Genomic DNA, 13,930 nt, shown 5'->3' with positions numbered 1-13,930 from the left:
CCGTCAGGCCGGGGTGGGGTGCCGGCGGGTGAGCACCGCCGCCCCGGCCGACAGCGCCAGGACCAGCACGGCGAGCGCCACCGCGGCCGTCGTCAGCGACGACGCGGTGGCGATCTCCCCGACCCCGACCACCGGCACGGTGATGCCGAGGTAGGCCACGACGAAGAAGCTCGACGTCACCGCTGCCCGCTCGTCGGGCGTGGCCAGCCCACCCACCCGGGCGACGGCGGACTGGAAGCTGAACCCGACGCCCGCACCCCCGACGACGGCGGCGAGCAGGAACAGCGGCAGCGACCCGGTCGCCAAGGCCAGGACGACGAGGGCGGTGCCGGCCGGCAGCAGGCCCGCGCCGACCAGGGCGGCCCGGTCGGGGTCCCACCGCTGCACCAGCAGCTGGCAGCCCACCGCGGCGGCGAACATGACCGCCACGGACAGCCCGACCAGCTGCGGTCCCGGGTCGCCGAGCTCCTGGCCGAGGAACGACGACGTCAGCGAGGTGAACAGCCCCAGGACGGCGAAGGCCGCGAACCCGCCCACCGCCGCGGCGGCGAAGCGCGGCCGGGTGCCCCGCGGCACCGACAGCCGCTGCGGCCGCACCGCGCCGGCCAGCCCGCCGGTGCGCGGGCGGGTCTCGGGCACCGCCCCGAGCGCGAGCGCCGGCAGCAGCAGGACCAGGAAGGCCAGGTAGGGGGCGATCGTCGGGCCGGGCAGGTGCTGCGCCACCACCCCGGAGACGACCGGCCCGAGGCCCAGGCCGCCCATGTTGGCCACGGTGGCCAGCGTGGTCGCCGTCCGGCGATCGGGGTGCAGCTCGGCGATGGCCGCCGTGGCCGTCCCCGTGGTGAGCCCGACCGAGAGCCCGGACAGCACCCGCGCCACCAGCAGCCCCGGCAGGGTCGGGGCGAGCAGGAAGACCAGCGTGGAGACCACCGCGGTGCCCACGGCCAGGGCGAGGACCGGACGGCGGCCCACCCGGTCGGACAGCCCACCGCCGAGCAGCAGCGCGGTGAGGGTGCCCACGGCGTAGGCGGCGAACACCACCGTCACCTGCAGCTCGGACAGCTCCAGCGACCGCACGTAGAACGGGTAGAGCGGCGCCGGCACCGTGCCGCCCAGCATGACGACGGTGAAGACCCACCCGACCAGCCACACCGCACCGCGTCCCCGCACGGCCCGACGCTAGCCGCGCCGGGCCGGGCCGGTCAGCGGGGCCAGGTGAAGAGGTCGGCTCCGCGCGTCACCCGGGAGCCGGCGGCGACGTCGGGCATGGTGTCGGCGGCGGCGTCCATGACGACCACCGGGCTCACCGGCGACATGCCGGCCGCCCGCACCGCGGCGACGTCCACCGTCACCACGCGGTCGCCGGCGGCCACCTCGTCGCCCTCGGTGACGTGCAGGGTGAACGGGGCGCCGTCGAGCTTGACCGTGTCGATGCCGACGTGCACCAGCACGCCGCGGCCCTCGGGCGTCAGCACGATGAACGCGTGCGGGTGCACCTTGAGCAGCCGCCCGGACACCGGCGCCACGACCTCCACCGCGCCGGCGCCCTCGGCGGGCTCGACGCCCACGCCGGCGCCGACCATCGAGGCGGCGAACACCGGGTCGGGGACCTGCTCGATCGACAGCAGCGTGCCGTCGAAGGGCGCCTGGACCCGCAGGCTCACAGCAGGTCGTTGACGTCGTCGGCGAGGGAGTCCGCCTCCGGCCCGACCACGACCTGGACCACGGTGCCCGACACCAGCACGCCGTGGGCGCCGGCGGCCTTGAGGGCGGCCTGGTCGACCAGCGAGGCGTCGCGGACCTCGGTGCGCAGCCGGGTGATGCAGCCCTCGACCTCCTCGATGTTCTGGGCGCCACCCAGCCCGGCGACGATCTGCTCGGCCTTGTCCACGACATCTCCTCCAGGTCCGGTACGGGGTGGTTGACAGGGAGCGAACAGGTTCGCCATCCTCCCGGTCAACTGGTCATGACCGGACCGTACCGGCTGGCAGTCCACCACGGAACCAGGAGATGAACCGATGAGCTTCCTCAACGCACCCCCGAGCGGGGTGAAGGGCCTCGGCGGCCTGCAGCGCCTCGGCCGCAGCCTGATGCTGCCCATCGCGGCGCTGCCCGCCGCCGGTCTGCTGCTGCGCCTGGGCCAGCCCGACATGCTGGGCTCCTTCGGCTGGCTCGAGGGCACCGCGTCGGTGCTGGCCGGTGCCGGCGGCGCGCTGTTCGACAACCTGCCGCTGCTGTTCGCGGTCGGCATCGCCATCGGCTGGGCCAAGAAGGCCGACGGCTCCACCGCGCTGGCCGCCGTCGTGGGCTACCTGGTGCTGCAGGGCGTGTTCAAGGCGATGAGCCCGATCATGCTGGGCGCCGCGGCCGAGGGCGAGACGCAGGAGCTCATCAACTACAGCGTGCTCGGCGGCGTGGTCACCGGGCTGATCGCCGCGGTGCTCTGGCAGCGCTTCTACCGGATCAAGCTGCCCACCTACCTGGCCTTCTTCGGCGGCCGGCGGTTCGTCCCGATCATCACCTCGCTGGTCATGATCGTGGTCGGCGTCCTGCTGTCGTTCGTCTACAGCGCCTTCAACACCGGCCTGACCAACCTGGGCGAGGCCGTGGACGCCAACGCCGTGGTCGGCGGCGGGATCTTCGGCACCGTCAACCGGCTGCTCATCCCGCTGGGCCTGCACCACATCCTCAACTCGGTCGTCTGGTTCGTCATCGGCGACTACGACGGCGCCACCGGCGACCTCAACCGGTTCTTCGCCGGCGACCCGTCGGCCGGGACCTTCATGACCGGCTTCTTCCCGATCATGATGTTCGCGCTGCCCGCCGCCGCCATCGCCATCTGGCACGAGGCCAAGCCGGCCCAGCGCAAGGTCGTCGGCGGCATCATGCTGTCCACCGCGCTCACCGCGTTCCTCACCGGGATCACCGAGCCGCTGGAGTTCTCCTTCCTGTTCGTCGCGTGGCCGCTCTACCTCATCCACGCGGTGCTCACCGGCACCTCGCTGGCGCTGACGAACGCCCTCGGCATCCACGACGGGTTCACCTTCTCCGCCGGGTTCTTCGACTACGCGCTGAACTTCACCCAGGCCACCAAGCCGCTGCTGATCATCCCGATCGGGCTGGCCTACGCGGCGGTCTACTACGTGCTGTTCCGCTTCGTGATCCGCAAGTGGAACCTCAAGACCCCGGGCCGCGAGGAGGACGCCGAGGCCGTCGTCGCCAGCACCGACGACGCCGCGGCCCCGGCCGCCACCCCGGCCACGGTCACCGCGACCACCGCCACGGGGATGGCCGACGACCGGACGACGTCCTGACCGTCCTGCGCGGCCGGCTGGTCACCGGCGGTGCGGTCGTCGACGACGGCGTGGTCGCCGTCGTCGGCGACCGCGTCGGCTACGCCGGGCCGGCGGCCGGCTTCGGCGGCGACCTGCCGCCGGCCGCGCCCGACCGCCTGCTGCTGCCCGGCCTGGTCGACCTGCACTGCCACGGCGGCGCCGGCGGCGGGTTCCCGGACGACGACCTGCCCGCCGTCCGCACCGCCGCCGCGCACCACCGCCACCACGGGACGACGACGCTCGTCGCCAGCCTGGTGTCCGCGCCGCCCGCGCACCTGCACGAGCGGCTGGACCTGCTCCGGCCGCTGGTGCAGGCCGGCGAGCTGGCCGGGGTGCACCTGGAGGGCCCGTTCCTCGCGCAGGCCCGGTGCGGCGCGCAGGACCCCGCCGCCCTGCTGCCCGGCGACCCGCGGCTGCTCGACGAGCTGCTGGCCGGCGGCGGCGTGGTCTCGGTGACCCTGGCCCCGGAGACCGCGCACGCCGACGAGTTGGTCGAGGTCTGCCGGGCGCACGGGGTGCTGCCCAGCTTCGGGCACACCGACGCGACCGCCGCGCGCACCACCGAGGCGCTCCGGTCGGCCACGGCGACCGGCCGGGTGTCGGCCACCCACCTGTTCAACGGGATGCCGCCGATGCTGTCCCGCGCCCCGGGCCCGGTGGCGGCGTGCCTGGCCGCCGCCGGCCGCGGCGAGCTGGTCGTGGAGCTCGTCGCCGACGGCGTGCACCTGGCCCCGGAGACCGTCGCGATGGTGTTCGACCTGGTCGGGCCGGCGCAGGTGGCGCTGGTCAGCGACGCCATGGCCGCGGCCGGCATGCCCGACGGCGACTACCGGCTCGGCGCCCTCCCGGTGACCGTGCGCGACCGGGTCGCCCGCCTCACCACCGGCGGCGCCGTCGCCGGGGGCACCGCCCGGCTGGTGGACGTCCTCCGCAGCACCGTGTCCGCCGGCGTCCCGCTGGCCGACGCCGTCCGGGCAGCCACCCGGACCCCGGCCGACCTGCTCGGCCGCACCGACGTCGGCCGGCTGGTGCCCGGCGCCCGGGCCGACGTCCTGGTCACCGATCCCGAACTCGTGCCGGTCGCGGTCCTCGCCGCCGGCGTCCCCCTGGAGGTCTGACCGTGGAGGTCGTGCTGCTGCCCACCCCCGAGGACTGCGCGCGCGTGGTCGCCGACGCGGTGGCCGGGTCGGTCGCCGCGGCGCAGGAGGGCGGTCCGGTCGCGCTGGGCCTGGCCACCGGGTCCTCGCCGCTGCTGGCCTACCGGGAGCTGCTCGCCCGGCACCGGGCCGGCGCGTTCCCGACGGAGGGGGTGACCGCCTACCTGCTCGACGAGTACGTGGGCCTGCCGGCCGGCCACCCGGAGTCCTACCTGCAGACGATCCGGCGGGAGATCACCGACGAGCTCGGCATCGCCGCGCACGGGCCCGACGGCTCGGCGGCCGACCCGCTGCGGGCGGCGCTGGACTACGAGGCCCGGCTGCGGGCGGCCGGGCCGGTCGCCGTCCAGGTGCTGGGCATCGGGGCCAACGGGCACCTCGGGTTCAACGAGCCCGGGTCCTCGCTGGTCAGCCGCACCCGGGTGAAGACCCTCACCGAGCGGACCCGCACCGACAACGCCCGCTTCTTCGACGGCGACGTCGAGGCGGTGCCCCGGCACGTGATCACCCAGGGCCTGGGCACGATCCGCGAGGCCCGGCACCTGGTGCTGGTCGCCACCGGGGGCGCCAAGGCGGCCGCGGTCGCCGAGGCGGTGGAGGGTCCGCTGAGCGCCTCGTGCCCGGGGTCGGTGCTCCAGCTGCACCCGCACGTGACGGTGGTGGTCGACGAGGCGGCCGGCTCGCGGCTGACCCGGGCCGCCCACTACCGGTACGTGCTGGCGCACAAGCTGGCCGACCAGGGCTGGTGACACCATGAGCGCCGTGCCCGAGCCGCTGATCGTCGACGGGCTGGTGCCCAAGCACGAGCAGCTGCGGGTCCGGTTGACCGAGCTGGCCGCGCGGCTGCCGGCCGGGTCGCCGCTGCCGGGGGAGCGCCAGCTGTGCGTGGAGCACGGCGTCAGCCGGATCACCGTGCGCGAGGCGATCGGCCAGCTGGTCAGCGAGGGCGTGCTGGTGCGGGTGCGCGGCAAGGGCACGTTCGTGGCCGAGCGCAAGGCGCGGTCGAAGCTGCACCTGGCCTCTTTCCACGAGGACATGCGGCGGCTGGGGCTGACGCCGTCCACCGTGGTGCTGTCGGTCGACCGGTCGGTGCCGCCGCCGGCCACCCGCCGGGCGCTGGACCTGCCGGCCGGGACGCCGGCCTGGCACGTGCGCCGGGTGCGGCTGGCCGACGGGCAGCCGATGTCGATCGACGACGGCTGGTACGTGGCCGACCTGCTGCCCGACCTGGGTGACCGCGACCTGTCCGGGTCGCTGTACACGCTGCTGGCGCAGGAGTACGGCTGCCCGATCGACCGGGCCGAGCAGACCGTCCGCGCGGCCGAGGTCGACCGGGCGACCGGGGTGCACCTGGGGCTGGCGCCGGGCCGGCCGGTGCTGGTGTTCGACCGCATCTCCTGGAGCCGCGGCCGCCCCGTGGAGCACGACATCTCGACCTACCACGGCGAGCGGTACGAGGTGCAGATGACCGTGGAGCTCGGCGAGCGCTGACCCACGGAGGGCACCGGCCCGGCCGTCGTCGACGGCCGGGCCGGTGCCGTGCGCCTCAGCGGGCGCGGCGCGCGGTGTGCAGCAGGCTCGCCCCGGCCGCCAGGGCCAGCAGCCCCGCCAGCAGGAGGGCGCCCAGGTCGCTGCCGGTGTAGGCCAGCGAGCCCGCGGAGGCCTGCGGGGAGGACGAGCCGGTCACCACGGGGGCGACGCGGTCGACGGCCGGGTGGTCACCGGTGACGGGGTGCTGCGCGCCCTGCGGGTGGTCCACCACCGGCGGCTCCGGGTCGGTGACGACCGGGGGCTCCTCGGTGGCCGGCGGGGTGGTCGCCGGGCCGCAGTCCGCCGCGGCGGAGCCCAGCAGGCCGATCGCGGTGCCGCAGACGGTCACCGGCACGTCGACGTCCACACCCGGGCCGCCGGGGCCGCCGGTGCCCGGGGTGCCGGTGCCGGGGGTACCGGTGCCGGGGAGGGCGCAGTCGCCGGCGGCGTCGCCGAGCAGGCCGATGCCGTTGCCGCAGACCGCGACCGGGACGTCCACCTCCAGCCCGCCGCCGGTGCCCGGGGTGCCGGTGCCGGGGGTGCCGGGGTTGCCGGTGCCCGTGCCCGTGCCGCCGGCCGAGGTGCAGGTGCCGGTGGCGTCGTCGAGCAGGCCGCCCCCGTTGCCGCAGGCGGTCACCGGGACGTCCACGTCGATGCCCGACCCGCTGCCGGCGCCGGTGCCCGTGCCGGTGCCGGTGCCGGTGCCGATGCCGGTGCCCTGCTCAAGGGTGCCGGTCCCGGTGCCGCCGAGGCCACCGACGCCGTTGCCGCCGACCAGGACAGGGACGTCGACGTCGATGCCGCCGGACTGGTCGTCGGTGGCCGGCGCCGGGGTGGTGCAGGTGCCGGCCGCGTCGCCGAGGACGCCGATCCCGTTGCCGCAGGCGGTGACCGGGACGTCCACGTCGACGCCGCCGTCGGTGGCGGGGGCGGGGGCCGGGGTGGTCGAGCCGGTCGAGCCGGTCGCCGCTGCGTCGCCGAGGACGCCGACCGCGTTGCCGGTGACGGTCACCGGGAGGGCGACGTCGACCCCGCCGCCGCCGTCCGTGGCGGGTGCGGGCGCCGGGGCCGGGGTGCCGGCCTGGGCGGTGCTGTCGCCCAGGACGCCGACCGCGTTCCCGCTGACGGTGATCGGCACGGAGACGCCCAGCGCCCCGGCGTCCAGGCCGAGGGTGGCGTCGGGGGCGGCGGTGCCCGTGCTGCTGGCGTCGCCGAGCAGGCCGATCGAGTTGCCGCTGACGGTCACCGGGACGGCGACGTCGAGGCCGTCGCCGGCCGAGGCGATCCCGCTGCCGAGGGCCACCAGGCCACCGGTCAGCAGGGCCGTCTGCAGGCCGCGCTTGATCCACACGTTCATGGCAGAGCTCCTTCGAGAGGTCCGGGTGAGGGGGACCGGTCCCGCACAGCGGGCGGGCCGGGGAGTGCCGGGCTCGGCGCGCAGAGGCCGAGCGGGGCGTCCCGTCAGTCGGGCGAGAAGGAGGGGTCGGACGCAGGGCCGGCCAGGGCGTCCCGGGCGGCCAGCGCCGCCGCGGCGGCCGCGGCGGAGGAGGTGGGCCCGACGGCGGCGGACAGGTCGGCCGCCTGGTCGGGGGTGGTCGGGCCACCGGTGCTGCCGGCGGAGCCGGAGGTGACCGGGGCCGGGGTCGAGGGCAGCCCGGGGAGCGGGGCGGTCGGCACGGCCGGCTGGACGTCGTCGGCGACCGCTGTGGCGGCACCGGTGGCCGCGCCGGGGACGGGGACGGGCCGGGTGGAGGCGTCGGTGGCGGGGGACACCGCACCGGCGGCCGGGGAGGCGGGCCCGCCGGCGGTGACCGGCTCGTCCGTCGTCGGGGTCGGTCCTTCCGCGACCGGGGTGAGCTGGTCCGTGACCGGGGCCAGGGCACCGGTGACCGGGGTCAGGACGCCGGTCACGGGCGACAGCGTGTCCACGGCCGGGGCCAGCGCGCCGGTCAGGGGAGCCAGTGCCCGCAGGGCCGGGGTCAGCGCCTCCAGCACCGGCGACAGGGTGCCGGTGACCGGGGACAGCGCGCCGACCACGGGGGTCAGGGCGCCGGTCGCCGGGGCGAGTGCGCTGGTCAGCGGCGCGGTGGCCGTCGCGACGGGGTGCGTCACCACACCGACGACCGGGGCCGCCGTGGACGCGACCTGGGCGACGACGGGGGCGACGACGGGGGCCACGGCGGCGGCGACCGGCGCGCTCACCGGGGCGACGGGCGCGACCACGGCGGGGACCGCCGGCGCCGCGCTGCTCACCACCGGCGCGACGACCGGCACGACGACCGGGGCGGCGACCTGCACGACGACCGGGGTGGCGACCTGCACGACGACCGGGGTGGCGACCTGGGGGACCGCGGCGGCCCCGCCCTGCACGACCGGGGCCACGACCTGCGCGACGGGCGCCGTCACCTGCTGCACGACGCCGCCGAGCAACGACGGCGGGGCGGCCGGTTCCTGCGCGGAGGCGGCGGCCTGGCCGGCCAGCCAGAGACCGGCGCCCATCCCCGCGACGGCGAGCGTGCGGAGGGCGACCCGGGACAGGCGCGCAGGGCGAGGGGATGCGGACATCCAGCTCACCTCCGAACACGCATGGTCATCGGGCGACCACATCAAGTTATCTTCCGGAACGGTTCCGGGCAGCTCCCGCGGCGTCCCCCGATGGGCTGGACCGCGGGGACGGACGGTCACGTTCCGTGAGGGCGGGAAGGTCGTCCCGCCGTGGCGACGTTGGCCCCACCCATGCACACCCCGCGCACGACCACCGCGATCGCCGCCCTGCGCCCGGGCCCCGTCGACGCCCCCGACTCCTTCGCCACCGTCGAGCTCGAGCTGCCCCCGATCGGCCCGCACGACCTGCTGGTCGACGTCCGGGCGGTCTCGGTCAACCCCGTCGACGTCAAGGTCCGGGCCTCCTTCGACCCCGCCGGCGCGCCGAAGGTGCTCGGCTTCGACGCCTCGGGCGTCGTCGTCGCGACCGGTGCCGAGGTCACCCGGTTCGTCGTCGGCGACGAGGTGGTGCACGCCGGGTCGATCGCCCGCCCGGGGACGAACGCCGGGCTGCACGTGGTGGACGAGCGGGTCACCGGGCCCAAGCCGACGTCGCTGACCCACGCCGAGGCCGCCGCCCTCCCGCTGACCGCGATCACCGCGTGGGAGGTGCTGTTCGACCGGCTGGGGCTCACCGCCGCGAGCACGGGCACCCTGCTGGTGGTCGGCGGCGCCGGCGGGGTCGGCTCGATGGTCACCCAGCTCGCCCGCGCCCGGACCGGCCTCACCGTGGTCGCCACCGCCGCCCGCCCGGAGTCGCAGGAGTGGGCCACCGCGATGGGCGCGCACCACGTGGTCGACCACGCCGACCTGGTGGCCGCCGTCCGCGCCGTCGCCCCGGACGGCGTCGACCACGTGGTCAGCGCGTACTCCGACGGCAACGTGGAGGCCTACGCCGAGCTGCTCCCGCTGCACGGCACCGTCGTCGCCGTCGACGACCCGGTCGGGCTGGACCTGGTGCCGCTCAAGCCGAAGAGCCAGGGCTGGCTGTGGGAGTTCATGTTCGCCCGTCCGCTGCACCGGCCCGAGGACGCCTACCAGCACGACCTGCTGGTCGAGGTCGCGCGGCTGGTCGACGCCGGGAGCCTGCGGACGACGGCGCGCACCACCCTGACCGGCATCACCGAGGAGAACCTGCGCGCGGCCCACCGCCAGGTGGAGTCCGGCGGGGTGGTCGGCAAGGTCGTGCTCGCGCGCGGGTGACCCGGGTCTCATCACCGAGGGTGGTCGTGGCCCGGGGTGGGTCACCCGATCGTGGTCGGTCTTCCCTCCCGGGCCGCGCCCTGGTTACGTGCTGCCACGCCAGGCCACCAGCGCGAGGAGACCGATGCCGACCGAGCCCGCCAGCCGCACGCCCGTCCGGGTCGAGCGGCTGCAGACGATCCCCGGCGAACTGGTCGACGGCTTCTACGCCCTGTACACGGCCGCGTTCGAGCCGCTGCGGGTGCTCGCGGCGGCCCGGCACGTGCTGACCGCCGACGAGTTCGCCGAGGAGATGGCCGACGAGCGGATCGACAAGTACGTGGCCTTCGACGAGACCGGGACGGCGGTCGGGCTCACCACGTTCACCGGCGACCTGTCCTCGGTGCCGTGGATCGAGCCCGCCTACTTCGCCGCCCGGCACCCGGAGCACGCCGAGCGCGGCGCGATCTTCTACCTCGGGTTCACCCTGACCGACCCGCGCGCCCGCCGCGGTCGGGTGTTCCGGGCGACGCTGCAGCCGATCATCGACCGCATGGTGGCCGCGCGGGGCGTCGTCGCCTTCGACATCTGCGCCCACAACGACACCGTGCAGCACCTCTCCCGGGGCGTCGAGCGCGCGATCGGCGCCGCCTGCGACAGCACGATGCGCGCCCCCGACGTGCAGACCTACTACGAGATGGTCGTCCACGGCCCCAAGGCCGCCTGAGCACCGGTCAGGCGGGGAAGGGGTTGCGCGCGAGGCCGAGCTGGCTGACGCCGAGGTAGCCCGAGCGGAAACCGGCCTCGCAGTAGGCGAGGTAGAACTCCCACATCCGGCGGAAGGTGCCGTCGAAGGCGCCGTCCAGGGTCGGCCAGGCGTCCAGGAAGCGGTCGCGCCACAGGTGCAGCGTGTGCGCGTAGTGCGGGCCCAGGTCGCGCCGCTCCACCACCGACAGGCTGGTGTGCGCGGCCAGGTTGTCCTCGATGGAGCGGATCGAGGGGATGATCCCGCCCGGGAACACGTACTTGTGGATCCAGGTGTAGCTGCGGCGGGTGGCCATCATCCGGTCGTGCGGCATGGTGATCGACTGCAGCCCGACCCGCCCCCCGGGCGCGAGCAGGGTGTCCAGCGCGGTGAAGTAGGTGGCCCAGAACTTCTCGCCGACCGCCTCGATCATCTCCACCGAGACGACGGCGTCGTACCGGCCGCGGGCGTCCCGGTAGTCGCACAGCTGGACGTCGACCAGGTGGTCCACCCCGGCGTCGGCGGCCCGGGAACGGGCCAGCGACTGCTGCTCCGACGACAGCGTCAGCGTGGTCACCCGGGCGCCGCGCTGCGCGGCCCGGATGGCCAGCCCGCCCCAGCCCGACCCGATCTCCAGCACGTGCATGCCCTGCCCCACCCGGGCCAGGTCCAGCACGCCGTCGATCTTGCGGCGCTGGGCGTCCTCGAAGGAGTCCCCGGGCTCGAACCAGGCCGACGAGTAGCTCATCGTCTCGTCGAGGAAGGCCTCGAAGAGCTGGTTGGACAGGTCGTAGTGCCGGCTGATGTTGTGCCGGCTGTTCTCCTTGGTGTTCTCCTCGCCGATCGGCTGGGTGCGCTCGACCAGGTGCCGCAGCCGCTGGAACGCCGGGTGCACCAGCGAGGACATCCGGGCGGCGAACGGGGTCAGCAGGTCGGCCAGGTCGGTGCCCGGCCCCGTCGTCCAGTCGCCGGTCATGTAGGCCTCGCCGAAGCCGATCTTGGCGTCGGCGCCCAGGCGGTGGAAGACGTTCGAGGGGTGCACCAGGCGCATGACGGGGGCATCCCGGTCGCCGGCGCCGAGCACGGTGCCGTCGGGGGACTCCACCCGCACCGGCAGCGTGGACACCGCGTGGCGGAACAGCCGCTCGGCGACCGCCGCGCGCAGCGGCGAGCGGGGCGCGGTCGCCAGCCCCGGCCAGTGCGCCTCGTCGGGACGGGGCACGGGGAAGCGGGCGTCCTCGTGGCGGCCCGGGTTGTGGTGCACCGTCGTCATGACCTGTCCTCGTTCGCGTGCTGGGAGTGCTGCCGGGGGGCGTTCGTGCTGACCCCCGGGACCGGATCGTGCGGCGGCCGGGGGACGACCGGCAACCGGCGCGCCCACAACCGGATGCCCTGCCACCGGATGAGCGCGGCCACCCACAGGCTCATGAGCGGCCAGCGGAGGATCGTACGGACGACGGTGCCGGTGCCCGCGGCCCGTGCCCGCCCCCGCAGGGTGGCCACGAACGGCGTGCGGCCGCCGACCTGCAGCGCCATGGTCACGTGCAGCTGGTCGCCGGGGCCGCTGAACCGCATGAGGTAGCGACCGTCGACGGTGTTGAAGGGCGAGACGTAGAAGTCCTTCTCCGCCTCGGCGCGGCCGGCGTCGTCGGGGTGCAGCAGGTAGGCGTGCCGCTCCCCGTAGGTGTTGTGCACCTCGGCGACGATGCAGGCCAGCGAGCCGTCGGACCGGTAGCACCAGTGCGTGGACAGGGGGTTGAACACGTGCGGCCCGCTGCGCGCGTTGGCCATCATCACCACCCGGGCGACGTCGTCCACCCCGTGCAGGGCGGCGAAGCGCACCACGTTGTCCTTGATCGGGGCGGCGGGGTCGCCCAGGTGGTCGGCGGCGGTGAACCGGGCCGCCCAGCGCAGCCCGCGCGGCAGCCGGGGCAGGTCGTCGAGGTCGACCAGCCACAGGTAGCCGCCGTACTCGAAGGCGTTCTCCAGCGGGTGCGTGCGGCGGTGCCCGACCTGGACGTCGTAGAGCGCGGGCAGCGTGGTCGGCGCCCAGTCCACGAGCCCGGGGCGGACGGCGGTCACCAGCCGCTGCCCAGGGACTCCGCGGCGCGCACGCCCGACGCGCAGCCGTCCTCGTGGAACCCCCAGCCGTGGTAGGCGCCCGCGAACGCCGTCCGGCCGGTGTTGAGCGAGGGCAGCCGGCGCTGGGCGGCGACCGAGGTGGGCGTGTACTCCGGGTGGTCGTAGACCATCCGGCGCAGCACGGTCGAGGGGTCGACCCGCTCGGTGGCGTTGAGCGACACCAGGTAGTCGACCGGCTCGTCGACGGCGTGCAGCTTGTTCATCCAGTACGTGACCTGCACCGAGGTCGTGTCCACCGCGCAGCCGGGCATCCGGTAGTTCCACGACGCCCGGGCCCGGGTCGCCGTGGGCATGATCGAGGCGTCGGTGTGCAGCAGGGTCTCGTTGCGCGAGTAGCTGAAGGCACCGAGCACCTCGCGCTCGTCGGCGGTGGGGTCGGCCAGCAGGGCGAGCGCCTGGTCGGGGTGGGTGGCCACCACGGCGACGTCCGCGGTGTGCCGCTCGCCGTCGGCGTCCACCAGCTCGACGCCGTCCACGTGGCGGGTGAGCGCGGTGATGCCGGCACCGGTCTGCACGCTGGTGAGCCCCTTGGCGGCCTTCTCCACGTAGGCGCGGGAGCCGCCGGTGACCGTGCGCCACTGCGGCGAGCCGCTGACCGAGAGCATCCCGTGGTGGGCGAGGAACCGGAACAGGTACAGCGCGGGGTACTGCAGCGACGTGCCGGTGCCGGAGCTCCACACGCAGGAGACCACCGGGACCATGAAGTGCCGGACGAAGTAGTCGGAGTACCCGCCGAGGGTGAGGAAGGCCCCGAGGGTCAGGCCGTCGAGGTCCCCGGTGCCGCCGGTGCCGCGCTCGTGGTCGGCGCCGGCGAGGTCCACCAGGCGCTGGGCCTGGCGGTGGAACTTCTTCACCTCGACGAGCATCCGCAGGTAGGCGGGGTTGGCCACCTGCTTGCGCTGGGCGAGGACGCCGGGCAGCCCGCGGGCGCCGGCGTACTCCAGCCCGCAGCCCTCGCAGACGATGGACATGCTCATCTCGGTGGGCTGGGTGGCCACGCCGAGCTCGCGGAACAACCGCAGCAGGTTCGGGTAGGTCCGCTCGTTGTGGACGATGAACCCGGTGTCGATCGGGATCACCCGGTCGTCGGGGGTCTGCACGTCGTGGGTGTGCGCGTGCCCGCCGAGGCGGCCGTCGGTCTCGAAGAGGGTGACGTCGTGGGTGCGCTGCAGCAGGTAGGCAGCGGTGAGGCCGGAGACCCCGGAACCCACGACGGCGGCGGTCGGTCGGTTGTGCACGGCGGACATCTTCTTCTCCTCGGCAGGCGGAACGCCCGCCGGTACCGCTGAGAAGGT

Annotated in this window: 14 protein-coding genes; 6 read left to right on the top strand and 8 right to left on the bottom strand. The window is 75.4% G+C overall.

Features of this window, described 5'->3' with window-relative positions:
- Positions 1 to 3 precede the first annotated feature (3 nt).
- From BM158_RS00375 to BM158_RS00365, 3 genes are read right to left on the bottom strand one after another with little or no spacing between them, the layout of a single operon-like run.
- Complete coding sequence (locus BM158_RS00375) at positions 4 to 1,170, bottom strand: MFS transporter (RefSeq protein WP_131801948.1); 1,167 nt, start codon at positions 1,168 to 1,170, stop codon at positions 4 to 6.
- Between the two features lie 32 nt (positions 1,171 to 1,202).
- Positions 1,203 to 1,664 (bottom strand): PTS sugar transporter subunit IIA, encoded by a 462-nt coding sequence (locus BM158_RS00370; RefSeq protein ID WP_091553271.1) that lies wholly within the window; start codon positions 1,662 to 1,664, stop codon positions 1,203 to 1,205.
- The gene (locus BM158_RS00365; RefSeq protein WP_091553268.1) at positions 1,661 to 1,948 is read right to left on the bottom strand and encodes a PTS sugar transporter subunit IIB; all 288 of its coding nucleotides are present in this window, start codon (positions 1,946 to 1,948) and stop codon (positions 1,661 to 1,663) included. The genes BM158_RS00370 and BM158_RS00365 overlap by 4 nt, the downstream gene beginning before the upstream one ends.
- A 70-nt stretch (positions 1,949 to 2,018) precedes the next feature.
- Here BM158_RS00365 and BM158_RS00360 point away from each other — a divergent pair, with 70 nt between their 5' ends.
- The 4 genes from BM158_RS00360 to BM158_RS22590 are packed head-to-tail and all read left to right on the top strand — an operon-like array spanning position 2,019 to position 5,983.
- Positions 2,019 to 3,314 carry a PTS transporter subunit EIIC gene (locus BM158_RS00360; protein WP_091553264.1) on the top strand — a complete coding sequence of 432 codons (1,296 nt, stop codon included), beginning with the start codon at positions 2,019 to 2,021 and terminating at the stop codon, positions 3,312 to 3,314.
- 50 nt (positions 3,315 to 3,364) lie between these two features.
- The gene (locus BM158_RS00355) at positions 3,365 to 4,453 is read left to right on the top strand and encodes an N-acetylglucosamine-6-phosphate deacetylase (protein ID WP_207506043.1); all 1,089 of its coding nucleotides are present in this window, start codon (positions 3,365 to 3,367) and stop codon (positions 4,451 to 4,453) included.
- A 2-nt stretch (positions 4,454 to 4,455) separates the two neighbouring features.
- Positions 4,456 to 5,241 (top strand): glucosamine-6-phosphate deaminase, encoded by a 786-nt coding sequence (locus BM158_RS00350; protein ID WP_091553261.1) that lies wholly within the window; start codon positions 4,456 to 4,458, stop codon positions 5,239 to 5,241.
- 4 nt (positions 5,242 to 5,245) lie between these two features.
- Positions 5,246 to 5,983, top strand: a complete 738-nt coding sequence (locus tag BM158_RS22590; protein ID WP_091553258.1) for a GntR family transcriptional regulator — start codon at positions 5,246 to 5,248, stop codon at positions 5,981 to 5,983.
- A 55-nt stretch (positions 5,984 to 6,038) separates the two neighbouring features.
- Here the strand turns inward: BM158_RS22590 and BM158_RS21235 are convergent, their stop codons facing one another.
- Entirely contained in the window at positions 6,039 to 7,379 is a 1,341-nt protein-coding gene (locus BM158_RS21235; RefSeq protein WP_109504808.1) for a hypothetical protein, read from the bottom strand.
- 104 nt (positions 7,380 to 7,483) lie between these two features.
- Positions 7,484 to 8,587 carry a ribosomal eL19 family protein gene (locus tag BM158_RS00335; RefSeq protein WP_131801947.1) on the bottom strand — a complete coding sequence of 368 codons (1,104 nt, stop codon included), beginning with the start codon at positions 8,585 to 8,587 and terminating at the stop codon, positions 7,484 to 7,486.
- A 150-nt stretch (positions 8,588 to 8,737) separates the two neighbouring features.
- On the opposite strand from BM158_RS00335, the gene BM158_RS00330 reads away from it, so the two are divergent.
- Together BM158_RS00330 and BM158_RS00325 are read left to right on the top strand one after the other, a co-directional pair.
- Complete coding sequence (locus tag BM158_RS00330) at positions 8,738 to 9,769, top strand: zinc-binding alcohol dehydrogenase family protein (RefSeq protein ID WP_207506036.1); 1,032 nt, start codon at positions 8,738 to 8,740, stop codon at positions 9,767 to 9,769.
- A gap of 124 nt (positions 9,770 to 9,893) precedes the next feature.
- Positions 9,894 to 10,475, top strand: a complete 582-nt coding sequence (locus BM158_RS00325) for a hypothetical protein (protein ID WP_091553245.1) — start codon at positions 9,894 to 9,896, stop codon at positions 10,473 to 10,475.
- Positions 10,476 to 10,482: 7 nt separating this feature from the next.
- Here the strand turns inward: BM158_RS00325 and BM158_RS00320 are convergent, their stop codons facing one another.
- The 3 genes from BM158_RS00320 to BM158_RS00310 are packed head-to-tail and all read right to left on the bottom strand — an operon-like array spanning position 10,483 to position 13,873.
- A complete protein-coding gene (locus BM158_RS00320) occupies positions 10,483 to 11,766 on the bottom strand; it encodes an SAM-dependent methyltransferase (RefSeq protein WP_091553242.1) in 1,284 nt (427 codons plus the stop codon).
- Complete coding sequence (locus BM158_RS00315; RefSeq protein WP_207506034.1) at positions 11,763 to 12,575, bottom strand: DUF1365 domain-containing protein; 813 nt, start codon at positions 12,573 to 12,575, stop codon at positions 11,763 to 11,765. Before BM158_RS00315 ends, BM158_RS00320 begins: the two co-directional genes overlap by 4 nt.
- Complete coding sequence (locus BM158_RS00310) at positions 12,572 to 13,873, bottom strand: NAD(P)/FAD-dependent oxidoreductase (protein WP_229827553.1); 1,302 nt, start codon at positions 13,871 to 13,873, stop codon at positions 12,572 to 12,574. Before BM158_RS00310 ends, BM158_RS00315 begins: the two co-directional genes overlap by 4 nt.
- Between the last annotated feature and the right edge of the window lie 57 nt (positions 13,874 to 13,930).

This window comes from Klenkia taihuensis (assembly GCF_900112525.1).
GTDB lineage: Bacteria > Actinomycetota > Actinomycetes > Mycobacteriales > Geodermatophilaceae > Klenkia > Klenkia taihuensis.
Note: the sequence above shows the minus strand (reverse complement) of the source record. Positions and strands in the feature narration are given on the sequence as shown.

Bases quoted from the DNA above. Each gene is read 5' to 3' on its own strand.
- BM158_RS00325 (WP_091553245.1), top strand. From the start codon at position 9,894: ATGCCGACCGAGCCCGCCAGCCGCACGCCCGTCCGGGTCGAGCGGCTG.
- BM158_RS22590 (WP_091553258.1), top strand. From the start codon at position 5,246: ATGAGCGCCGTGCCCGAGCCGCTGATCGTCGACGGGCTGGTGCCCAAG.
- BM158_RS00335 (WP_131801947.1), bottom strand. From the start codon at position 8,587: ATGTCCGCATCCCCTCGCCCTGCGCGCCTGTCCCGGGTCGCCCTCCGC.
- BM158_RS21235 (WP_109504808.1), bottom strand. From the start codon at position 7,379: ATGAACGTGTGGATCAAGCGCGGCCTGCAGACGGCCCTGCTGACCGGT.
- BM158_RS00320 (WP_091553242.1), bottom strand. From the start codon at position 11,766: ATGACGACGGTGCACCACAACCCGGGCCGCCACGAGGACGCCCGCTTC.
- BM158_RS00365 (WP_091553268.1), bottom strand. From the start codon at position 1,948: ATGGCGAACCTGTTCGCTCCCTGTCAACCACCCCGTACCGGACCTGGA.
- BM158_RS00360 (WP_091553264.1), top strand. From the start codon at position 2,019: ATGAGCTTCCTCAACGCACCCCCGAGCGGGGTGAAGGGCCTCGGCGGC.